The sequence below is a fragment of the Streptomyces sp. LUP30 genome, assembly GCF_001746365.1.
GTDB lineage: Bacteria > Actinomycetota > Actinomycetes > Streptomycetales > Streptomycetaceae > Streptomyces.
In genome coordinates, this window is record NZ_MJAJ01000003.1 from 130,974 (window position 1) to 152,827 (window position 21,854).

Below are 21,854 nucleotides of genomic sequence, written 5' to 3' on the forward strand. Positions count from 1 at the left end.
CATTGCAATAGAGTCACTGAACACACGTCAATCGTCGACGTTTCACGGGGATTAAGGCGGAGGTCCGTCATGCGTATTCCGGCGCACTCGGTGTGCACGGCCGTCCGGGACGACATCGTCGCGGGCGTCTACGAGCGCGGCAGCCGCCTCACCGAGGAACTCCTCGCCCGCCGCTACGGCGTCTCCCGTGTCCCGGTCCGGGAGGCGCTGCGCACGCTGGAGGCCGAGGGCTTCGTGGTCACGCGGCGGCACGCGGGCGCGTGCGTCGCGGAGCCGACCGAGCAGGAGGCCGGCGACCTGCTGGAGATGCGCATGCTGCTGGAGCCGCTCGGGGCCTCCCGGGCCGCCCAGCGGCGTACCGAGGCGCATCTCAAGGTGCTGCGCGGACTCGTCCGGCTGGGTCAGGAGCGGGCCAGGAGGGGCAGCAGCGACGATCTGCGCTCCCTGGGCGGCTGGTTCCACGAGACGCTCGCCCAGGCCTCCGGCAGCCCCGCCCTGACGTCGATGCTCACCCAGCTGCGCCACAAGATCGCCTGGATGTACACGGTGGACGCCCCGGCCGACCCGATGGAGTCCTGGGCGGAGCACGGCGCGATCGTGGACGCGGTGACGCGCGGGGACGGGGAACGCGCGCGAGCCATCACCGCGCTGCACACCGAGCGCTCGACCCCGGCGCACCGACTGCGCTTCACCGGCGGCGCGGAGCGCGTAGACCGTGTGAGAACTTCGCAACCTCCCGTAAACATGTCGGGTCTGCGGCATTAACACGGGGGCCGTATACAAAGAAGGGGATAATTCGCGGGGGATTATTTCCGCTGCCGTCGACGGGAAATACCAAGGGCTCGCCCGATAATTCGGGCGAGCCCTTAGCTGAATATGAAGACGCGCTCAGACGGTCTCGGGGAGTTCCTCGAGGCCCTCGGCGACCAGCTTGGCCAGTCGGTCGAGGGCGACGTCCGCGCCCTCGGCGTCGGAGGCGAGGACGATCTCCTCGCCGCCCTGGGCGCCCAGGCCGAGGACGGCCAGCATGGAGGCCGCGTTGACGGGATTGCCGTCGGCCTTGGCGATCGTCACGGGGATGCCTGCGGCCGTGGCGGCCCGGACGAAGATGGAAGCGGGGCGGGCGTGAAGGCCCTCGGCCCAGCCGACGTTGACGCGGCGCTCAGCCATGTGATGCTGCCCTTCAGTGTTCAGGTTGTCTAGACCAGTGTTCCACACGTGAAGCGTGTGGGGGAGAGTCCGAATCGTCCTCTCCCGGTGTGGTCGTCGGATCGCGGCCCCGACCCGACGTCCGTCCTCCACAGAGTGCCTGGCGCCGTTGTCGTACGCGAGCCGTACTCTGGGCCCCATGCAGAGCGCGTCGGACCGGCACGAGTACCCCGCCCACTGGGAGGCCGACGTGGTGCTGCGCGACGGCGGCACCGCACGCATCCGCCCCATCACCGTCGATGACGCCGAGCACCTGGTCAGCTTCTACGAGAGGGTGTCGGACGAGTCGAAGTACTACCGCTTCTTCGCGCCCTACCCGCGCCTGTCCGCGAAGGACGTCCACCGCTTCACGCACCACGACTTCGTGGACCGGGTGGGACTCGCGGCCACGGTCGGCGGCGAGTTCATCGCCACCGTACGCTACGACCGCATCGGGCCCGACGGCATGGCCGCCTCCGCGCCCGCCGACGAGGCCGAGGTCGCCTTCCTCGTGCAGGACGCCCACCAGGGGCGCGGTGTCGCCTCGGCGCTCCTCGAACACATCGCGGCCGTCGCGCGTGAGCGCGACATCCGCCGCTTCGCCGCCGAGGTGCTCCCCGCCAACACCAAGATGATCAAGGTGTTCACCGACGCCGGCTACACCCAGAAGCGCAGCTTCGAGGACGGCGTCGTCCGTCTGGAGTTCGACCTCGAACCCACCGAGCGCTCCCTCGCGGTCCAGCGCGCGCGGGAGCAGCGCGCCGAGGCGCACTCCGTGGGACGGTTGCTGGCGCCGGGCTCCGTCGCCGTCGTCGGTGTCGGCCGCGCCCCGGGCGGCGTCGGCCGCAGCGTCCTCGGCAACCTCCGTGGGGCCGGGTTCACCGGCCGCCTGTACGCCGTGAACAAGGCCTTCCCCGAGGACCTGAAGGAACTCGACGGGGTGCCCGCCCACCGTTCGCTGCGTGACGTGGCGGAGCCCGTCGACCTCGTGGTCGTCGCCGTCCCCGCCGAGTACGTGCCCGAGGCCGTGGCCGAGTGCGGCGAGCACGGCGTCCAGGGGCTCGTCGTCCTCTCCGCCGGCTACGCCGAGAGCGGCCCCGACGGGCGCGAGCGCCAGCGCCAACTCGTGCGCCAGGCACGCGCGTACGGCATGCGGATCATCGGGCCCAACGCCTTCGGCGTCATCAACACCTCCCCACAGGTGCGCCTGAACGCCTCCCTCGCCCCGGAGATGCCGAGAGCCGGCCGCATCGGCCTGTTCGCCCAGTCGGGCGCCATCGGCATCGCCCTGCTGTCCCGCCTCCACCGGCGCGGCGGAGGCGTCACCGGCGTCACCGGCGTGTCCACCTTCGTCTCCTCCGGCAACCGCGCGGACGTCTCCGGCAACGACGTCCTGCAGTACTGGTACGACGACCCCGACACCGACGTCGCCCTCATGTACCTGGAGTCCATCGGCAACCCCCGCAAGTTCACCCGCCTCGCCCGGCGCACGGCGGCGGCCAAACCCCTGGTCGTCGTCCAGGGCTCCGGTTCCGCGCCGCAAGGTCACGCCGTGCGGGCGACCCGGCTGCCGCACGCGACCGTGTCGGCCCTCCTGCGGCAGGCCGGAGTGATCCGGGTCGACACCATCACCGAGCTGGTCGACGCGGGCCTGCTGCTGGCCCGCCAGCCGCTGCCGCCGGGACCGAGGGTGGCGATCCTCGGCAACTCCGAGTCGCTCGGGCTGCTCACCTACGACGCCTGCCTCTCCGAGGGGCTGCGCCCCCTGCCGCCGTCCGACCTGACGACGGAGGCCTCGGCGGAGGACTTCCACGCGGCACTGGCGCGGGCGCTGGCCGACGACACGTGCGACGCGGTCGTCGTCACGGCGATCCCCGCGATCGGGGAGCGCTCGCCCGGAGACGCGGAACTCGCACAGGCCCTGCGTTCGGCGGCCGCCGCGGCTCCCGCCAAACCGGTCCTCGTCGTGCACGTGGAACTCGGCGGCCTCGCGGCCGCCCTGTCCGCCGCCACGAGCACCGCACCACGCCCCGAAGGCGCCGCACACGCGCGTGCGGCGGCCGAGAACGCCACGGCGCCCCAGCCCGCCGCCGTCGAGGCGCCCGAGGGAGCGCACCTCATCCCCGCCTACCCCGCCGCCGAACGCGCCGTCCGCGCCCTCGCCGAGGCGGTGAGATACGCCCAGTGGCGACGTGAGGCGGCCGACCCCGGCAAGGTCCCCGAGTACGAGGACATCGACGAGAAGGGCGCCGCCCGGCTGATCGGCGGGCTCCTCGCGCGCGGGCAGGGCCTCACCCTCGGCACCGAGGAGACCTGCGAGCTGCTCGGCCGCTACGGCATCAGCACCCGCCGGGCGCTCCCCGCGCCCACCCCCGACGAGGCCGCCCGGGCCGCGGGCGCCCTCGGCTACCCCGTCGCCCTCAAAGCGACCGCCCCGCACCTGCGGCATCGGGCCGACCTCGGCGGCGTACGGCTCGATCTCGCCGACGAGGAGCAACTGCGCCGGGCGTACGCCGAGTTGACGGAACTCTTCGGCAAGCCACAGGAACTGCGTCCGGTGGTCCAGGCGATGGCGCCGCGCGGGGTCGACACGGTCGTGCGCGCGGTGATCGACCCGGCCGCGGGAGCGGTGCTGTCCTTCGGGCTCGCCGGGGCCGCCTCGCAGCTGCTCGGGGACATGGCGCACCGACTGGTCCCGGTCACCGACCGCGACGCCACGTCGCTGGTCCGCTCCATCCGCACCGCACCGCTCCTGTTCGGCTGGCGCGGCTCGACCCCCGTCGACACCCCGGCGCTGGAGGAACTCCTGCTGCGCGTCTCACGGCTGGTCGACGACCACCCCGAGGTCGTCGCCGTCACCCTGGAGCCGGTCGTCGTCGCCCCGCACGGAGTCAGCGTCCTCGGCGCCTCGGTCCGCCTGGCGCCCCCGCCCGCGCGCGACGACCTCGGACCGAGGACCCTGCCGACGTACTGAGCGCCGACGTACTCAGTGCCGACGTACTCAGTGCCGACGTACTGAGCGCCGATGTGCCGACCGAACGGGCCGCGGGCGTTCCCGGCCCGTCGGACCCCGCCCGAGCGGTGCCTCAGAGTCAGTGGGTCCCCGTAGGATGGAGGGCATGGCCAAGACCAGTACGACGACCCAGGGGCTGCGCGCGGCGATCGAGCGCAGCGGCTACTACCCGGCCCTCGTGGCCGAGGCGGTGGAGGCCGCCGTGGGCGGCGAGCCGATCCGGTCGTTCCTGGTCCACCAGGAGACCACGTTCGACCAGAACGAGGTGCGCCGGCATGTGACGGTGCTGGTGCTCACCGGCAACCGCTTCATCGTCAGCCACACCGACGAGCAGGCCGCCGACAGCACCTCCCCGACGCCGTACGCCACGACGTCCACGGAGTCCGTCAAGCTCGGCAGGATCTCGTCGGTCGTGCTCAGCCGTGTGGTCGCCAACCCCGAGTCGTACACGCCGGGCGCCTTGCCGCGCGAGGTCGTGCTCACCATCGGCTGGGGCGCCGTATCCCGCATCGACCTGGAGCCGGCCGCCTGCGGCGACCCCAACTGCGACGCCGACCACGGCTACACGGGCAGCTCGACGGCGGACGACCTCAGCCTGCGCGTCAGTGAGGCCGGGGACGGTCCGGAGACGGTGCGCCAGGCCCTGGCCTTCGCGCAGTCGCTCTCCGAAGCCACCGCGGACGTCACCCGCTGATGGATCGGTCCGCCCCCTGGGACTACCCCGAACCGCTCGCCGTGGGGTCCGCCCCCGCCCCCGAGTACGGCTCCGGCTCACTCGCCGACCTGCTGCCCACGCTGGCGGCGGGCATGGCCGTGCCCGGTATGACCGCAGCGATCCCTGAGCTCGCCCCGGCGGACCGCAACTGCGTCTTCCTCGTCGACGGCCTCGGCTGGGAGCAGATCAAGGCCCACCCAGACGAGGCGCCCTATCTGCACGCACTGCTCGGCAGCTCGCGCGGCGGCACCGGACGCCCGCTGACCGCCGGCTACCCGGCGACCACCGCGACCTCGCTCGCCTCCGTCGGCACCGGCCTCCCGCCGGGCGCGCACGGTCTGCCCGGCTACACCGTGCGCAACCCGGCCACCGGCGAGCTGATGAACCAGCTCCGCTGGCAGCCGTGGACCGCACCGGGCGTCTGGCAGCCGTACCCGACCGTGTTCCAGCTCGCCCACCAGGCGGGCGTGCACGCCGCCCAGGTGTCGTCCCCCACGTTCCAGAACACCCCGCTGACCAAGGTCGCGCTCAGCGGCGGAACGTTTCACGGAAGGCTCACCGGCGAAGAGCGCATGGACCTCGCCGCCGAACAACTCGCTGCCGGCGACCGCTCCCTCGTCTACACCTACTACGCCGAACTCGACGGCGCGGGGCACCGTTACGGCGTCGCCTCCGACACCTGGCGCGGTCAGCTCATGTACGTCGACCGGCTCGTCCAGCGCCTCGCCGAGCAACTGCCGCCGCGCAGCGCGCTCTACGTCACCGCCGACCACGGCATGGTCGACGTGCCCTTCGACGAGGAGCACCGCATCGACTTCGACGCGGACTGGGAGCTGCGCGCCGGGGTCGCCCTGCTGGGCGGCGAGGGCCGCGCCCGCCATGTCTACGCCGTGCCGGGCGCCGCGGAAGACGTGCTGACCTGCTGGCGCGAGGTGCTCGGCGAGCAGTTCTGGGTGGCCTCGCGCGACGAGGCGATCGAGGCGGGCTGGTTCGGCCCGCAGGTCGACGAGCGGGTGTACGCCCGCCTGGGCGACGTGATCGCGGCCGCCCGGGACGACGTCCTGATCATCGCCTCCGAACGCGAGCCCAAGGAGTCGGCGATGGTCGGCAACCACGGCTCGATGACCCCTGCCGAGCAGTTCGTCCCTCTGCTCGAAGTACGCTCCTGAAGCCCGAACCGTTTCCTCCCGCTGCCCCCTCTCCCTGACCGAAAGGCGCTCGACTCCCCATGCCCGAGCTGGTGTTCTTCTCCGGAACCATGGACTGCGGGAAGTCGACGCTGGCTCTCCAGATAGAGCACAACCGCTCCGCGCGCGGTCTGCAGGGCATGATCTTCACGCGTGACGACCGCGCGGGCGAGGGGAAGCTGTCCTCCCGTCTCGGCCTGGTCACCGACGCGGTCGAGGTCGAGGACGGCCAGGATCTCTACGCCTACCTGGTGGAGCACCTCTCGCAGGGCGGTCGCGCGGACTACGTGATCGCGGACGAGGCGCAGTTCCTGGCCGAGGAGCAGATCGATCAGCTCGCGCGCGTGGTCGACGACCTGGACATAGACGTCTACGCCTTCGGCATCACCACCGACTTCCGCTCCAAGCTGTTCCCCGGCTCCCAGCGGCTCGTCGAACTCGCCGACCGTGTCGAGGTGCTGCAGGTCGAGGCGCTGTGCTGGTGCGGCGCCCGCGCCACGCACAACGCCCGCACGGTGGGCGGCGTCATGGTCGTCGAGGGCGCACAGGTCGTCGTCGGCGACGTCGACCAGGCCGACACGATCGGCTACGAGGTCCTGTGCAGACGCCACCACCGGCGCCGGATGACCGCGTCGTCGGCGCGGGCGGCGGCCTTGTCGCCCGACGTGCTGCCGGTGCAGCACGCCTAGCCCCGGCGCGTCGACAGGTCAGGGGGCGCGTGGTCAGCGTGCGTCCTGGATGAGGGAGAAGTGGGCCCCCTCCGGATCGGCCACGGCCGCCACGCGCCCGTGCACGCCGTCGTGCGCCGGCTCGAGGACGTGCCCGCCGAGGTCCACGACGAGGGTGAGTGCCGCGTCCACGTCGGCCACCTCGAAGTACGTCGTCCAGTGCGGCCCCAGGTCCCGGGCCAGTGCGGCGCCCACCCCGTGGACGCCGGCGACCGGGCGGCCGCCGACGCGCAGGGTCACATGGTCGAAGTCGGCCGCCGGCGCGGCCTCCTCCTGGTACCCGAACACCGTGGCGTAGAACTTGCGGACGCTCGCGGTCTCGTAGGTCGTCAGCTCGTACCAGACGGGCGTGCCGGGAACGCCGGTGATCTCGGTGCCCACGTGGGCGCCGGCCTGCCAGACGCCGAAGACGGCGCCGGAGGGGTCGGAGCCGATCGCCAGACGCCCTGCCTCGGCGGCCTCCAGAGGGCCGACCCCGATCGTGCCGCCGCACAGCCGGACCGTTTCGGCGGTCGAGTCCACGTCGTCCGAGGCGAAGTAGGGCGTCCAGGCGACGGGCAGATGCCGGTCCGGGGCAAGCTGGCCGATGCCGGCCACCTCACGGCCGTCGAGCAGCGCCCGCACATAGGGGCCGAGCTGCTGCGGGCCGGGCTGGAACTCCCAGCCGAACAGCTCACCGTAGAAATCCTGAGTCGCCGTCAACCCGTGCGCCATCAGACTCACCCAGCAGGGTGTACCGGACGCATAGTGTGCGTGTGCTGCGCCGATCGGGCCGGTCGGCCCACCTGCCTCGGTCATCGTCACTCTCTCCTCGGCCACTCGTGGTGGCCGTGTCGCTTCGGCCCTCGGAGGATGCCTGATGGGGGGTTCTCATCGGTTCACGCGCGGTTGTCGCCGTATGTCGATCGCCTGTACGGCACGTGTTCGTTCCCGCACGCCTCGTGATCGAGCGTGTCCGGCCGAGCAGAGTAGCCGGACATGAGCGACGGGGCCACCCCGTACGCGAGGATGGGGGACATGAACGCCATCATCACCGCATCGGAACTGGCCGGCGAGCTGGCCGGGGACAGACCGCCCGTGGTCCTCGACGTCCGCTGGCAGCTCAGCGTGGCGAAGGCGGCCGGGGAGCCGCCGTTCGACGGCCGGGCCGCGTACGAGGCCGGGCACGTGCCCGGCGCGGTCTACGTGGACCTGGACAAGGAACTGGCGGGACCGGCCGGTGACCGCGGCCGGCACCCGCTGCCGGACCTCGCGGAGTTCGGCGCCGCCATGCGCCGGGCGGGCGTGTCGGCCGGCACGCCGGTGGTCGTGTACGACGGCGGGCAGGGCTGGGCGGCGGCACGCGCGTGGTGGCTGCTGCGCTGGACGGGTCACCCGGACGTGCGAGTCCTCGACGGGGGGTTGCCGTCGTGGCGGGGCGGACTCTCGGTCGACGTCCCCGCGCGCGGGGAGGGCGACTTCGCGCCGGCGCCGGGCGCCACGGGTCTGCTCGACGCGGACGGCGCGGCGAGCCTCGCCCGCTCCGGCGTGTTGTTCGACGCCCGCGCGGGGGAGCGGTACCGGGGCGACGTCGAGCCGATCGACCGGGTCGGCGGGCACATCCCGGGCGCGGTGTCCGCACCCACCAGCGACAACGTCGCTCCGGACGGCCGTTTCCTGCCCGCGGAGGAGCTGGGGGGCCGCTTCAAGGCGCTGGGGGCGGCGGACGGCGTCGAGGTGGGCGTGTACTGCGGCTCGGGCGTCTCCGGTGCTCACGAGGTGCTGGCCCTGGCGGTGGCGGGGATCCCGGCGGCGCTGTACGTCGGATCCTGGTCGGAGTGGTCCGCGGACCCGGCCCGGCCGGTCGCCGTGGGCCCCGACCCCCAGTGACCCGTCGCACCTGACCCGCCCCACCCGACCCGTTGCACGGACGGGTGGAGGGCGGGCCCGGGAAAAGGGCCGCACCCCGGCAGGGCGCGGCCCTTCGCGCTTACGCAGGAACGCGCGAACCGGCGCGCGCCCCGGGGGAGTTGCCGCCCCGGGGGCCGCTCACTCCTGCTTCTTCCGTCGGGTGCCGAACACGATCTCGTCCCAGCTCGGCACCGCGGCCCGGCGACCGGGACGGACGCCGTCCGCCTCGGCCTGACGGTCGGTGGCGCCGACCAGACGATCCCGGTGACTGCCGACGGAACGCGGCATGAGGACGTCCGCGTACGCGGAACCGGCGGAGGCGGCGGGCGCCGGGGGCTCCTCGGCGACGACCTCCTGCTCGTCGGGGTCCTCCGTGGCGGGCTCCGTCGTCGGGCGCTCCGGGACGACCATGTCGCCGCGGAAGCTCGGCACCGCCTCCAACAGGCTGGTCAGCGAGTCGCGTTCGCGCTCGCCGGCACTCTCCTCGTCCGGTTCGGACGGCGGGGCCGGCAGGCTCGGCCGGTCGAGCGTGCGGTCCAGCGGGCGGTCGCGGGGCAGCCGGGCGATGCGCGGGACGAACGGAAAGCTGGGCTCGGGGGCGGCCAGGTCGTCGGACTCCCCGATGAGCGAGCGCGCCTCGTCGTCGACGGCCTGGACGAGCCGCCGGGGCGGGTCGTACGTCCAGCTCGCCGAGTGCGGTTCGCCCGCGACCAGGTAGACCAGCAGGACCTCCCAGGTGCCGTCGTCGCGGCGCCACGAGTCCCACTGGACGGTGTCCTTTTCGGCCCCGCGGACCAGCAGCCGTTCCTGGACGGCCTCGCCGAGCTGCGGACCGGCGTTCTCGCCGGGCCGACGGACCGGGGTCTTGCGGGCGCGCTCGGCCATGAAGGCGCGCTCGGCCAGCACGGGACCCTCGAATCGGCGCACGCGGTCGACGGGGATGCCGGCCATCTGCGCGACTTCTTCGGCTGTCGCGCCGGCACGTATACGCGCCTGGATGTCGCGGGGGCGGAGATGGCTCTCCACCTCGATCTCGATCTGGCCGAGGCGCGGACGGTCGCCGCGTACGGCGGCGCGCAGACGCTCATCGATCGGAAGCGTGTACTCCGTGCTGTCCGCAGCCTTCAGCACCAGCCGTGTGCCGTCATTCGAGACGGCCACGACACGCAGTTCGGGCATGGGGACCTCCCGGGTGGTGCCTGCCGACGTCACGTGCGTCGCTGCTTCCGCTAGTCGAGTGTGGCCTGCCCGGGTGCAGCCTGCCACAACCTTGCCGAGTTGCCCGGCGTGTCGGGCACAGGCCCTGCGTCGCCGTTATGGCACGGTTACCTATTCGCCACGCTAAGTGACCAACACCGTCACCCTGTGCAACTAGTCCCCTCCAGGCGGTCCAGCGAGGCCCCGGACGTCCTGGTGGGAGACCGGGCCCAGGGCTCGCAACAGTACTCCATTTGGGCCACGTGCGTGGATTGGCGCGCCACCCAACTTCTGGCAAGAGAGGCGTTCTGGCCCTCCGTCACGAGCCTTCCCGATCTTGGCCGTGGCACACTCCGCGCGCCTCCGGAAAAGCTGCCGATGGTTCCGGTCGGGCCGGAGACGCCATGGTTCGGGCCGCGCGACGGGGGCGAGGGCCCTGCCGTCCGGCGCGCCCGCGCGGCCCGTCACGCGCCCAGGACCCTCCGCAGGTAGTCGTTCTGGAACAGGCGATCGGGGTCCAGCCGGTCCCGCAGCGCAGTGAACTCCTCGAAGCGCGGATAGACGCCGGCGAAGTACTCCGCGTCCCGCGTGTGCACCTTTCCCCAGTGCGGACGGCCCTCGTGCGCGGTGAAAATGCGCTCCGCCGCGGTGAAGTACCCCTGATAGGCCGTCCCCTTGACCATGTGGACGGCGATGTACGCGCTGTCGCGGCCGGAGGCGGTGGACAGGGTGATGTCGTCGGCGGGAGCGGTGCGCACCTCGACGGGGAAGCTGATCCGCAGCCCCGAACGGTCGACCATCGTCCTCAGCTCGCGCAGCGTCTCGGTCACCGCCTCGCGCGGGACCGCGTACTCCATCTCCACGAACCGCACCCGGCGCGGCGAGGTGAACACCTTGTAGGGGATGTCGGTGTAGGTGCGCGCCGACAGGGCCTTGCTGGAGAGCCGGGCGATCGCCGGGATCGTGCCGGGCACCGCCCGGCCGACCCATTGGGCGGCCTGGAAGACGCCGTTGGAGAGGAACTCGTCCTCGATCCAGCCCGCGACCCGGCTCACCGGCTCGGCCGGGCCGGCGCTGCGGTTGTTGCGCTTGGTGTTGGTGCTGCCGGTGTGCGGGAACCAGTAGAACTCGAAGTGCTCGTTCTCGGCCCACAGCTCGTCGAACTCGGCGAGGACCTTGTCGAAGGGCATCGGCTCCTCGCGCGCGGTGAGCAGGAACACGGGCTCCACGGCGAAGGTGAGGGCGGTGACGACACCGAGGGCGCCCAGGCCGATCCGGGCGGCCGCGAAGACCTCGGGGTTCTCCTTCTCGGAGCAGACGAGCACCGAGCCGTCCGCGGTGACGAGTTCGAGGCCCTTGATCTGGGCGGCGATGGACGCGGACTCGCGGCCGGTGCCGTGGGTGCCGGTGCTGGTGGCTCCGGAGACCGTCTGCTCCATGATGTCGCCCATGTTCGTGAGCGACAGACCCTCGCGCGCCAGGGCCAGGTTGAGTCTCTTGAGCGGCGTTCCGGCCTCGACCGTGACGGTCATGTTGTCGCGGTCGATCTTGCGAATGCCGGTCAAGAGTTGAGGGCGGATCAAGACCCCGTCGGTCGCCGCGATCGACGTGAAGGAGTGGCCGGTGCCGACCGCCTTCACCTTCAGACCGTCCTCCGCGGCCCGGCGCACCGCCTCGGCCAGCTCGTCGACGGAGGCGGGCGTGACCTCCCGCGCGGGGCGCGCGACGACGTTGCCGCCCCAGTTACGCCACGTGCCGTTCTTCGCGCTCGCTGTGCTGCTCAACGGTGCCTCCCCGACCCGGAGCCGGCCTGCTCAGCCGGCGGTAGCCCAGGAAACCGACCGCGACCGCGACGGCTCCGGACACCGCCGGAACCCCGTACCCGGCCCGCGCCCCGGCCGCGTCGATGACCCAGCCGGCGACGGAGGAGCCGAGCGCGACCCCGACCGCGAGCCCGGTGCTAATCCAGGTCATGCCCTCGGTCAGTTGCGCGCGCGGTACGTGCTGTTCGATGAGGGACATGGTGGTGATCATCGTTGGAGCGATGGCCAGGCCCGCCACGAACAGCGCCACGGCCAGGAACGGCAAGTTTCCGACCAGTAGGAGGGGGATCATACTCACGCCCATCATGAACACGCCCAGCAGCCAGCGGCGTTCCGGCGCCCCCTTGAGCCGCAGCAGACCGAACACGAGCCCCGCCAGACAGGAACCGGCCGCGTACAGCGCCAGGACCACGCTCGCCGCGCCCTTGTGACCGCGCTCGTCGGCGAAGGCCACGGTGACCACGTCGACCGCCCCGAAGATCGCTCCGGTCGCCACGAAGGTCGACACCAGGACCTGCAGCCCCGGCGAGCGGAGCGCCGAGCCCTTGTCGCGCTGCCCGCGCGGATGGGGCTCGGGCTCGGTGGCCCGCTGGGCGGTCAGCCAGAAGACGCCGACGGCGAGGAAGCAGGCCGCCAGCAGCGGCCCGGCCTCCGGGAACCACACCGTGGACAGTCCGATGGAGATGATCGGCCCGAAGATGAAGCACACCTCGTCCACCACGGACTCGAAGGAGTACGCGGTGTGCAGCTTCGGGGTGCCCCGGTACACGGCCGCCCAGCGGGCCCGGACCATGGCACCGAGGCTGGGCACCGCGCCGATGCCGACGGCGCACACGAAGAGCACCCAGTCCGGCCACGCGAAGTGCGAGGCCAGCAGCAGCCCGGCCGCGGCCGCCAGCGCGACCAGCGTCGCGGGGCGCAGCACCCGGCGCTGCCCGTGCAGGTCCACCATGCGCGAGATCTGCGGACCGAGGGCCGCGGCCGCCAGCGCGATGGTCGCCGACAGCGCGCCCGCGAGCCCGTAACGGCCGGTGAGCTGGGAGACCATCGTGACCACGCCGATGCCCATCATCGACAGCGGCATCCGGCCGAGGAATCCCGCGGCGGAGAACCCCTTGGAGCCGGGGGCTGCGAACAGAGCGCGGTACGGGCTGGGCACTGGGTTCTCCGGTGGTCCGGCTCACGCGCGCGTGACGGCTCGGCGCGGCGCGAGGGAAGGCGGCTCGGCAGGACTCGGCGGGGTGCACCGGCCCGGCAGAACCGGTAAGGCGTGAATACAGCTCATACAGCTGACGATCGAACTTAGGCAACCCTAACGCACCCTGGCGCGCCGGGCTCGCGCCCGGGGCACGCCCGGCCCCCGTTCGTTTCCGGGCTGTCGGAGTCGGGTGGCAGGATCGACTCATGCCAGACGCGCTCGATGCCACCCCCTACGACGCCCTGCTCCTGCTCTCGTTCGGCGGCCCGGAAGGCCCGGACGACGTGGTCCCGTTCCTGGAGAACGTGACCCGCGGGCGCGGCATCCCCAAGGAACGCCTCAAGGAAGTGGGGCAGCACTACTTCCTGTTCGGCGGAGTCAGCCCCATCAACGACCAGAACCGCGCCCTGCTGGACGCCCTGCGCAAGGACTTCGCCGAACACGGCCTGGACCTGCCGGTCTACTGGGGCAACCGCAACTGGGCCCCGTACCTCACGGACACCCTGCGCGAGATGGTCGCCGACGGCCGCCGCCACGTCCTCGTCCTCGCCACCAGCGCCTACGCCTCCTACTCCGGCTGCCGCCAGTACCGCGAGAACCTCGCCGACTCGCTGGCCGCGCTGGAGGCCGAGGGCCTCGAACCGCCCCGGGTCGACAAACTGCGGCACTACTTCAACCACCCCGGCTTCCTGGAGCCCATGATCGACGGCGTGCTGCGGTCGCTGGCCGACCTCCCCGAGGACGTCCGCGACGGCGCGCACCTGGCCTTCTCGACCCACTCCATCCCGATCGCGGCCGCGGACGCCTCCGGCCCGGTCGAGGACCACGGCGACGGCGGCGCGTACGTGAAGCAGCACCTGGAGACCGCGCGGCTGGTCGCCGACGCCGTGCGCGAGCGCACCGGCGTGGACCACCCGTGGCAGCTCGTCTACCAGTCCCGCTCCGGCGCCCCGCACATCCCCTGGCTGGAGCCGGACATCTGCGACCACCTGGAGGAGCGGCACGCGGCCGGAGTCCCGGCGGTCGTCGTCGCACCCATCGGCTTCGTCTCCGACCACATGGAGGTCCTCTACGACCTCGACACGGAGGCCGAGGCGAAGGCGCGCGAGCTGGGCCTGCCGATGCGCCGTTCCGCCACCGTCGGAGCCGACCCCCGCTTCGCCGCCGCGGTCCGCGAGCTCGTGCTGGAGCGCGCCGCGGTGGAGAGCGGCCTGGCGGCCACCCCGTGCGCCCTCGGAGCGCTCGGGCCGAGCCACCACCTGTGCCCGGTCGGCTGCTGCCCCGCCCGCGCGCCCAGGCCCGCCGCCGCGGGCGCCGACAGCCCCTACGCGGGAGGAACGGCGTGACGGACCACCTGCACACGGAACTGCTCGCGCTCGCGCGGGAGGCCGCCCGCCGCGCCGGTGAGCTGCTGCGCGACGGCCGCCCGGCCGACCTCGCGGTCGCCGCCACCAAGTCCAGCCCCATCGACGTCGTGACCGAGATGGACATCGCGGCCGAGAAACTGATCACCGGTCTGATCGCCGAGCGTCGCCCTGACGACGGCTTCCTCGGCGAGGAGGGCGCCTCCAGCGAGGGCAGCAGCGGCGTCCGCTGGGTGATCGACCCCCTCGACGGCACGGTCAACTACCTCTACGGGCTGCCCACGTGGGCCGTCTCCATCGCGGCCGAACAGGACGGCGAGGCCGTGGTCGGCGTCGTCGAAATCCCCATGCGCGGGGAGACGTTCCACGCCGTGCGCGGCGGCGGCGCCCGGGGAACCGGCGCCTGGGACGGGGAACGCGTCCTGGCCTGCCGTCCGACGGCACCCCTCGACCAGGCCCTGGTCTCGACCGGCTTCAACTACGTCACCGAGGTCCGCTCCCACCAGGCGGACGTCGCGCAGCGGCTGATCCCGCTGCTGAGGGACATCCGGCGCAGCGGCTCGGCCGCCGTCGACCTGTGCGACGTGGCCGTCGGCAGGCTCGACGGCTACTACGAGCGCGGACTGCACGCCTGGGACCTCGCCGCGGGCGACCTGATCGCCCGGGAAGCGGGCGCGCTGACCGGTGGACGGCCCGCAGAGCGCCCCGGACGGGATCTCGCGATCGCCGCCACCCCGGGCGTCTTCGAGCCCCTCCAGCGCCTGCTGGAGGACTTCGGGGCCTGGCACGACTGAGCAGGCCGAGCCGCCGTCGCGCGGACACGCGAAGGGGCCCCGGCGCTGGATTCGCCGGGGCCCCTTCGCGTACGCGCCTACCGCTAGACGCTCGTCGCGCCGACCTCCACACCGTGCTCGGCGGCGAGGCGACGCAGGTCGTCGAGCTCGGCCTGCTCCACCTCGACGAGGAAGTCGTCGCCCTCGTCGCGAGCCCGCGTCAGGTCGGTCTCCGTCGCCCTTATGCGCTGCAGAAGTCCTGCGGTGAATGCGTCCATGCTGCGCCCCCTCGTCCTGGGTCGTGGGTCGATGGCACGGGGGTGTGCCGGGTTGGGAAGGGGCGATCACGTCTCTCACAGGTGCCCAGCGCTGCCCTGCCGGGCGGCGACGGTGCCGGACACCCACGCCCGCTCTGCGGCAAGCGGACCGCGGAGTGCCACATGGTGCAGCGGCACATGCAGAGCGTGATCGCGGGGTGTAAAGCCGTCCTCCCCTCGCTCCCTTCCGCGGAAACCTCAACCGGACGAGAAAATCTCGCATTCCCGGGCCTCACACCCGCCCTTCATGTACCGCCCACCCGTCTTACCGCCGACTTATGGCCGAAAAGGGCAGGATGGACGCAACACTCACCGAGACCCCCACCCGCGTGCGTCCACGGACGCTACGCGGGTGGACACAGGAAGGACTGCGACGTGCGCGTACTCGTCGTCGAGGACGAGCAGCTGCTCGCCGATGCGGTGGCCACCGGACTGCGCCGGGAGGCCATGGCCGTCGACGTCGTGTACGACGGTGCGGCCGCCCTGGAGCGCATCGGAGTCAACGACTACGACGTGGTCGTCCTCGACCGCGACCTCCCCCTGGTGCACGGCGACGACGTCTGCCGCAAGATCGTCGAACTCGGCATGCCCACGCGCGTGCTGATGCTCACGGCCTCCGGCGACGTCAGCGACCGGGTCGAGGGCCTGGAGATCGGCGCCGACGACTACCTCCCCAAGCCCTTCGCCTTCAGTGAGCTGATCGCACGCGTGCGTGCGCTCGGCCGGCGCACCAGCGTGCCGCTTCCGCCCGTCCTGGAGCGGGCCGGCATCAAGCTCGACCCGAACCGCCGCGAGGTCTTCCGCGACGGCAAGGAGGTGCAGCTCGCGCCCAAGGAGTTCGCCGTCCTGGAGGTGCTGATGCGCAGCGAGGGCGCGGTGGTCTCCGCGGAACAGCTCCTGGAGAAGGCGTGGGACGAGAACACAGACCCGTTCACCAACGTCGTGCGGGTGACCGTGATGACGCTCCGCCGCAAGCTGGGCGAACCGCCGGTGATCGTCACCGTCCCCGGTTCGGGTTACCGGATCTGACCGCCGTGGCATCGACACCCGCGCCGCCCCAGGCGCCCCCCAAGCCCACCTGGGACCCCCGCAGCCCGCAGCTGCCCTTCCCGTGGCTCCGCCCGACCATCCGCATACGGCTGACCCTGCTGTACGGCGGCATGTTCCTGATCGCCGGCATCATGCTGCTGTCGATCATCTACCTGCTGGCGGCGCAGGCCTTGCACGAGGGCGGCGGCGGCCAGGCCCTGCAGATTCGCGGACTCAACCTCAAGGTCAGCAGCCTGAGCTGTCCCGCCGTGAACTCCGCGCCCGAGGAAGACATCAACTCGGTGCTTAAGCAGTGCGACGCCATCCAGCGCCAGCACGCTCTCGACGATCTGCTGAGCCGCTCCCTGCTCGCCCTCCTGGGCCTCGCGATCATCGCCTTCGCGTTCGGCTACGCCATGGCCGGCCGCGTGCTGTCCCCGCTCGGCAGGATCACCCGCACCGCGCGCGCGGTGGCGGGCTCGGACCTGTCCCGTCGTATCGAGCTGGACGGCCCGGACGACGAGCTCAAGGAGCTGGCCGACACCTTCGACGACATGCTGGAGCGCCTGCAGCGCGCGTTCACCGCTCAGCAGCGTTTCGTGGGCAACGCCTCGCACGAGCTGAGAACACCGCTGGCGATCAACCGCACCCTGCTGGAAGTGCACCTCTCCGATCCGGGAGCGCCGGTGGAGCTGCAGCAGCTGGGCAAGACGCTGCTGGCGACCAACGAACGCAGCGAGCAGCTCGTGGAGGGCCTGCTGCTGCTCGCCCGCAGCGACAACCAGATCGTGGAGCGCAAGCCGGTGGATCTCGCGGAGGTCGCCGAGCAGGCGGTCGACCAGGTGCACGGAGAGGCGACGGCCAAGGGCGTGGTGATCCGCGGGGAGCAGAAATCCGCGATCGTTCAGGGCAACGGCGTCCTTTTGGAGAGGATCGCGCTGAATCTCGTGCAGAATGCCGTGCGGTACAACGTGCCCGAGGACGGCTGGGTCGAGGTGACCACCGACGTCCGGCACGGCCAGGCGGTTCTGGTCGTGTCGAACACCGGCCCGGTCGTGCCGGCGTACGAGATCGACAATCTGTTTGAACCGTTCCGTCGGCTGCGTACGGAGCGGACGGGCAGCGACAAGGGGGTCGGGCTCGGTCTGTCCATCGTGCGGTCCGTGGCCCGGGCGCACGGCGGCCATATCGTGGCCCAGCCGCGCGAGGGGGGTGGGCTCGTGATGCGAGTCACGTTCCCTGTCTGAGATCATGTCGCCGACACACGCGGGGATGTTCGCTTTGCGCGGAATTTTCTGGGCTTACGACAGTTCTCTCCGTGTGTGATCGATCACAGGGGCGAATTTCCGGCCATCTACTCTCCGTGATCATGACTGTCCGTGTAAAGCCCGGAAAATCCGGGTTTTCGGGGGTCCTGATCACGGGAAGTACACGGTGAGGCGCCTTTGAAGTGCGGCAATCGGACCGTGTACGGTCCCGATCGCCATCCAAGCCGATCACTCGTGAGGAGTTCGGTTGGGTGTCGATTGAGTAACAGACCTTGATGTGAGGCAAAATCTCCGCCTCGAGGCGGGCACAAGTCCGGCCTCTCACGCGTTACGTGCGCTGGAGACACCGCAGACACCCAGAGGGGGAGAGGCGAAATGGCTACCGATTACGACACCCCACGCAAGACCGACGACGACGTCGACTCAGACAGCCTTGAAGAGCTGAAGGCCAGGCGGAACGACAAGTCCGCCTCCGCAGTCGATGTCGACGAATTCGAGGCCGCCGAAGGTCTCGAACTGCCCGGCGCAGACCTCTCGAACGAGGAACTGGCCGTCCGGGTGCTGCCGAAGCAGCAGGACGAGTTCACTTGCATGAGCTGCTTCCTGGTGCACCACCGCAGCCAGCTGGCCCGGGAGAAGAACGGCCAGCCGATCTGCCGCGACTGCGACTGAGGCGGGGTCGGCCGTGACTGGCTCGACCCCTCCTCGGAAGCGCCGCTTCCCCCTGCGGGGAACGGACAAAGGGCCGTCGCTCGACGGCCCTCACGGCGTGCGTGACGACGAGCGAGGCTCATCCGGTACGGGAGCAGTCCCGGCGGGATCTGCCTCGCTCGAACCCGCGGCGGACCGGAGTGACCACCCGGCGCCGGCGCAGAGCGCCGCCCCCGTCGCAAGGCGGAGGGCGGCGGTCATCCGGGACAAGGCCACGGGCCTGGCCCGGGAAGGCGCCCGGAAGGGCGGCAACCGGGCCAGGGCGGCCCTCGGGCACCTGGCCGACCGGATCATCGACCTCGCCCCCCGGGTCCCCGTACGGGACCTTCAGACGCTTCGCCGGCAGTTCCCGGGTCTGGGGCCGGAGGAGATCGCCGACAAACTCGTGGCGGGCGCGGCGAACGCGACGTCCACCGTCGGCGCGGGCATCGGCGCGGCGGCGATGCTGCCCGTGCCGCCCGCGATGCCGACCGAACTGGCCGCGGAGATCACCGGGGTCGCGGCGATCGAACTCAAACTGATCGCCGAACTGCACGAGGTCTACGGCGTGCGGCCGGCGGGCAACCTCAAGGACCGCAGCACCGCGTATCTGCGCTCGTGGTCGGGCGAACGCGGGGTCGACGTGCTGAAGCCGTCCTCGATCAACTCGGCCCTCGGCGGTCAGATGAAGCGCGAGCTGCGCCAGCAGATCATGAAGCGCATGGTCCGCGACCTGCCGAACCTGATGCCCTTCATGGTGGGCGCCGTCGTCGGCGCGGTCATGAACCGGCGGGACACCAGACGGGTCGCCGCGAAGGTCCGGGCCGATCTGCGCAAGATGCAGGTGCCCTGGGACGAACTGCGGGAACTCCCGGCGCTGGAGAAACCCGCGGACCCGCTGACCATGGGGGACATCCCCGGATTCCCCGGTGAGCCCGGGCACTGACGTCCGAGGGCTGCCCGGGTCGCCGACGGCGACCGGGGTTCTCCCGGTCAGGGGTGTTCCCGGTTTACGCCGTCGTTTCCCGCGCCGCCGCCAGGGCCTGCGCCAGGCGCTCCGGCTCCCGCGTCGACAGATACAGGTACGGCGTGGGGTCGTCCGGGTCGGTGACCTCCACCTTCAGGGCCGTGGGGATGTAGGAGCGCAGCAGCAGGAAGGCGCGGGTGTCGGCCTTGTGGGTGCGCCAGGCGCGCGCCTCCTCCGCGTCCAGGATCTGCGTCTCTCCCAGGGCGGCGACCGGGATCTTCGCCTCGCCCGCGATGAGGGAGTCGCCCACGATCCGGATGCGCAGCGAGCCGTAGGAGCTGGCCACGACGGCCGCGACAGCGGTGCCGCCGACCAGGCCGCCGAGCAACGGCAGGGTGCCGAAGGGCAACATGATCAGGGCCATGGAGACGCCCACGAGGAACGAGACGAACCACCACGAGCGCGGGGCGGTGAGGCGTTCTTCGTAAGGGGCGGCGGAAAGCTGCATGGAGCCAAGCTTGGCACGGTGTCCGGATATCGCGGACGCGCGGGTAAGGTCTGCGGCTGTGAGTGGTACTTCCGCAGCTCTCGAGCCTCCGGCCGACGCCGTGAAACCCGCGCGTCACCCCGACGCTCCCGCACCCGGTGAGCTTCTCGGCGCCCACTACGAACACTGTTTCGGATGCGGCGGCGGTCAGGTCCACGGGCTGCACCTGGAGACGCGGGCCGGCGAGGGGGTGAGCGTCACCGCCGAGTTCACCGTGCAGCCCGCTCACCAGGGAGCGCCCGGTCTCGCGCACGGCGGGATCCTGGCGGCGGCTCTCGACGAGACCCTCGGCTCGCTGAACTGGCTGCTGCGGACGATCGCGGTCACCGGACGGCTCGAGACCGACTTCCTGCGGCCCGTCCCCGTCGGTGCGACGCTGCACCTGGCGGCCGAGGTGACGGCGGTGGCCCGCCGCAAGATCTACTCGAGTGCCACCGGCCGGATCGGCGGCCCCGACGGGCCCCTGGCCGTCCGTGCCGAGGCGCTCTTCGTGGAGGTCGCGGTCGAGCACTTCGTGCATCACGGCCGCGAGGAGGAGATCCAGGCCGCGATGAGCGACCCGGACCGGATCAGGCGCGCCCGCGCCTTCGAGGTGAACCCGTGAGCCGAGACGCGCTGAACGTCCTGATCCGACGCGTCGACCCCGACGTACCGCTTCCGGCGTACGAGCACCCCGGGGACGCGGGGGCCGATCTGCGCACCACCCGGAGCCGGGAACTGGCGCCGGGGGAGCGGGCCGTACTGCCCACGGGGGTGTCGATCGCCCTGCCCGAGGGGTACGCGGCCTTCGTGCACCCGCGCTCGGGGCTGGCCGCCCGATGCGGCGTCGCCCTCGTGAATGCCCCGGGGACGGTTGATGCCGGGTACCGTGGGGAGATCAAGGTGATCGTGGTGAATCTCGACCCGCACGAGACCGTGCGGTTCGAGCGCTTCGACCGGATTGCCCAACTGGTCGTCCAGCAGGTCGAGAGGGTCCGCTTCCAGGAGGTGGCGGAGCTTCCCGAATCGGCGCGGGCCGCAGGGGGCTTCGGGTCCACCGGCGGGCATGCCGCTGTGGGCGGTGCAAGCGATACAAGCGGTCAGGCCGCCGAGGGCGGCGCGACGGGTGGGAATCGATACGCTTCGGTCGTATCCGATCGGGAAGGACAGTGACGTGTTCGGACGTCGCAACAAGAAGGGTGCCGCCGAGGACGCGGCCGGCGAGGCCGAGCAGGTCGTCGACAGTGTCGACACTGAGGCGGACGACGTAGAGGGCGTGCGCGAGCGCGTGCGGCTCGAGCCGGAGCCGCGGCCCGACGGGCCCTGGGACGACTCCGAGGTACGCGACCCGGCCGAGGGCCGCGTGGACCTCGGCGGACTCTTCGTGCCCGGGGTCGACGGCATGGAGCTGCGCGTCGAGGTCGCCGGCGACGCGATCGTCGCCGCGACGGTCGTGCTGCGCGACAGCGCCATCCAGCTGCAGGCCTTCGCCGCTCCCAAGCGCGAGGGCATCTGGGGCGAGGTGCGCGAGGAGATCGGCTCCGGCATCACCCAGCAGGGTGGCATCGTCGACGAGGTCGAGGGCCCGCTGGGCTGGGAGCTGCGGGCCCAGGTGCCGGTGCAGCTGCCGGACGGCACGAGCGGCTTCCATGTCGTGCGGTTCGTCGGCGTGGACGGCCCGCGCTGGTTCCTGCGCGGGGTGATCTCGGGTCAGGGCGCCGTTCAGCCGCAGGCGGCGGGTCTGCTGGAGCAGATTTTCCGGGACACGGTCGTGGTGCGCGGCGAGGGCCCGATGGCGCCTCGCGACCCGATCGTCCTCAAGCTGCCGAACGACGCCCAGATGGTGCCCGAGGGCGTGCAGCAGGACGAGAGCTCCCGCTTCTCCGGCGGCATGGGCCAGCTGCAGCGCGGACCGGAGATCACCGAGGTCCGCTGACCCGCTGAAGCGCCGACCGCTCGATCCGTCGGCGGAGAACGCACG

22 protein-coding genes are annotated in these 21,854 nt (G+C 71.8%); 15 read left to right on the forward strand and 7 right to left on the reverse strand.

Annotated elements, in window-relative coordinates; translation table 11 throughout:
- Window positions 1-69: 69 nt before the first annotated feature.
- On the forward strand, window positions 70-765 hold the full coding sequence (locus tag BG482_RS04100; protein ID WP_069767458.1) for a GntR family transcriptional regulator: 696 nt from the start codon (window positions 70-72) through the stop codon (window positions 763-765).
- Window positions 766-888: 123 nt separating this feature from the next.
- Here BG482_RS04100 and BG482_RS04105 read toward each other — a convergent pair whose 3' ends face one another.
- Window positions 889-1,170 carry an HPr family phosphocarrier protein gene (locus tag BG482_RS04105; protein ID WP_069767459.1) on the reverse strand — a complete coding sequence of 94 codons (282 nt, stop codon included), beginning with the start codon at window positions 1,168-1,170 and terminating at the stop codon, window positions 889-891.
- Window positions 1,171-1,348: 178 nt separating this feature from the next.
- Here BG482_RS04105 and BG482_RS04110 point away from each other — a divergent pair, with 178 nt between their 5' ends.
- The 4 genes from BG482_RS04110 (at window position 1,349) to BG482_RS04125 (ending at window position 6,792) form a co-directional block, all read left to right on the forward strand.
- Complete coding sequence (locus BG482_RS04110; RefSeq protein WP_069767460.1) at window positions 1,349-4,162, forward strand: bifunctional GNAT family N-acetyltransferase/acetate--CoA ligase family protein; 2,814 nt, start codon at window positions 1,349-1,351, stop codon at window positions 4,160-4,162.
- 136 nt (window positions 4,163-4,298) lie between these two features.
- A complete protein-coding gene (locus BG482_RS04115) occupies window positions 4,299-4,895 on the forward strand; it encodes a DUF5998 family protein (protein WP_079141567.1) in 597 nt (198 codons plus the stop codon).
- A complete protein-coding gene (locus BG482_RS04120) occupies window positions 4,895-6,085 on the forward strand; it encodes an alkaline phosphatase family protein (RefSeq protein WP_069767462.1) in 1,191 nt (396 codons plus the stop codon). The genes BG482_RS04115 and BG482_RS04120 overlap by 1 nt, the downstream gene beginning before the upstream one ends.
- A gap of 59 nt (window positions 6,086-6,144) precedes the next feature.
- Window positions 6,145-6,792 (forward strand): thymidine kinase, encoded by a 648-nt coding sequence (locus BG482_RS04125; protein WP_069767463.1) that lies wholly within the window; start codon window positions 6,145-6,147, stop codon window positions 6,790-6,792.
- A 33-nt stretch (window positions 6,793-6,825) separates the two neighbouring features.
- Here BG482_RS04125 and BG482_RS04130 read toward each other — a convergent pair whose 3' ends face one another.
- The gene (locus tag BG482_RS04130; RefSeq protein ID WP_069767464.1) at window positions 6,826-7,629 is read right to left on the reverse strand and encodes a VOC family protein; all 804 of its coding nucleotides are present in this window, start codon (window positions 7,627-7,629) and stop codon (window positions 6,826-6,828) included.
- Between the two features lie 219 nt (window positions 7,630-7,848).
- Here BG482_RS04130 and BG482_RS04135 point away from each other — a divergent pair, with 219 nt between their 5' ends.
- A complete protein-coding gene (locus BG482_RS04135) occupies window positions 7,849-8,700 on the forward strand; it encodes a sulfurtransferase (protein ID WP_069767465.1) in 852 nt (283 codons plus the stop codon).
- Window positions 8,701-8,859: 159 nt separating this feature from the next.
- On the opposite strand, the gene sepH is transcribed toward BG482_RS04135, so the two are convergent.
- The 3 genes from sepH to BG482_RS04150 form a co-directional block, all read right to left on the reverse strand.
- A complete protein-coding gene (gene sepH / locus BG482_RS04140) occupies window positions 8,860-9,900 on the reverse strand; it encodes a septation protein SepH (protein WP_069767466.1) in 1,041 nt (346 codons plus the stop codon).
- Window positions 9,901-10,382: 482 nt separating this feature from the next.
- Window positions 10,383-11,702, reverse strand: a complete 1,320-nt coding sequence (locus tag BG482_RS04145) for a D-arabinono-1,4-lactone oxidase (RefSeq protein ID WP_069767467.1) — start codon at window positions 11,700-11,702, stop codon at window positions 10,383-10,385.
- Window positions 11,662-12,900: an MFS transporter gene (locus BG482_RS04150; protein ID WP_069767468.1), complete on the reverse strand. Its 1,239-nt coding sequence runs from the start codon at window positions 12,898-12,900 to the stop codon at window positions 11,662-11,664. The genes BG482_RS04145 and BG482_RS04150 overlap by 41 nt, the downstream gene beginning before the upstream one ends.
- 245 nt (window positions 12,901-13,145) lie before the next feature.
- Here BG482_RS04150 and BG482_RS04155 point away from each other — a divergent pair, with 245 nt between their 5' ends.
- Both BG482_RS04155 and BG482_RS04160 read left to right on the forward strand, forming a co-directional pair.
- Window positions 13,146-14,285: a ferrochelatase gene (locus BG482_RS04155; protein ID WP_069767469.1), complete on the forward strand. Its 1,140-nt coding sequence runs from the start codon at window positions 13,146-13,148 to the stop codon at window positions 14,283-14,285.
- A complete protein-coding gene (locus tag BG482_RS04160) occupies window positions 14,282-15,097 on the forward strand; it encodes an inositol monophosphatase family protein (RefSeq protein ID WP_069767470.1) in 816 nt (271 codons plus the stop codon). The genes BG482_RS04155 and BG482_RS04160 overlap by 4 nt, the downstream gene beginning before the upstream one ends.
- Before the next feature lie 83 nt (window positions 15,098-15,180).
- Here the strand turns inward: BG482_RS04160 and BG482_RS43750 are convergent, their stop codons facing one another.
- A complete protein-coding gene (locus BG482_RS43750) occupies window positions 15,181-15,354 on the reverse strand; it encodes a hypothetical protein (RefSeq protein WP_167467697.1) in 174 nt (57 codons plus the stop codon).
- A gap of 414 nt (window positions 15,355-15,768) precedes the next feature.
- Here BG482_RS43750 and BG482_RS04165 point away from each other — a divergent pair, with 414 nt between their 5' ends.
- The 4 genes from BG482_RS04165 (at window position 15,769) to BG482_RS04180 (ending at window position 19,326) form a co-directional block, all read left to right on the forward strand.
- Complete coding sequence (locus tag BG482_RS04165; protein WP_003993508.1) at window positions 15,769-16,422, forward strand: response regulator transcription factor; 654 nt, start codon at window positions 15,769-15,771, stop codon at window positions 16,420-16,422.
- A 5-nt stretch (window positions 16,423-16,427) separates the two neighbouring features.
- Entirely contained in the window at window positions 16,428-17,669 is a 1,242-nt protein-coding gene (locus BG482_RS04170) for a HAMP domain-containing sensor histidine kinase (protein ID WP_069767471.1), read from the forward strand.
- A 396-nt stretch (window positions 17,670-18,065) separates the two neighbouring features.
- Entirely contained in the window at window positions 18,066-18,362 is a 297-nt protein-coding gene (locus BG482_RS04175; RefSeq protein ID WP_003993510.1) for a DUF4193 domain-containing protein, read from the forward strand.
- Between the two features lie 13 nt (window positions 18,363-18,375).
- A complete protein-coding gene (locus BG482_RS04180) occupies window positions 18,376-19,326 on the forward strand; it encodes a hypothetical protein (protein WP_107450346.1) in 951 nt (316 codons plus the stop codon).
- A gap of 64 nt (window positions 19,327-19,390) precedes the next feature.
- On the opposite strand, the gene BG482_RS04185 is transcribed toward BG482_RS04180, so the two are convergent.
- Complete coding sequence (locus BG482_RS04185) at window positions 19,391-19,855, reverse strand: DUF3093 domain-containing protein (RefSeq protein ID WP_069767473.1); 465 nt, start codon at window positions 19,853-19,855, stop codon at window positions 19,391-19,393.
- Window positions 19,856-19,913: 58 nt separating this feature from the next.
- Here BG482_RS04185 and BG482_RS04190 point away from each other — a divergent pair, with 58 nt between their 5' ends.
- Genes BG482_RS04190 through BG482_RS04200 form a run of 3 tightly spaced genes read left to right on the forward strand, consistent with a single transcriptional unit; the run spans window position 19,914 to window position 21,809 of the window.
- Window positions 19,914-20,498, forward strand: coding sequence for a PaaI family thioesterase (locus BG482_RS04190; protein WP_069767474.1), 585 nt, complete (start codon window positions 19,914-19,916; stop codon window positions 20,496-20,498).
- On the forward strand, window positions 20,495-21,046 hold the full coding sequence (gene dut / locus BG482_RS04195) for a dUTP diphosphatase (protein WP_069767475.1): 552 nt from the start codon (window positions 20,495-20,497) through the stop codon (window positions 21,044-21,046). Before BG482_RS04190 ends, dut begins: the two co-directional genes overlap by 4 nt.
- Window position 21,047: 1 nt before the next feature.
- Window positions 21,048-21,809, forward strand: coding sequence for a DUF3710 domain-containing protein (locus BG482_RS04200; protein WP_069767476.1), 762 nt, complete (start codon window positions 21,048-21,050; stop codon window positions 21,807-21,809).
- Window positions 21,810-21,854: the final 45 nt, after the last annotated feature.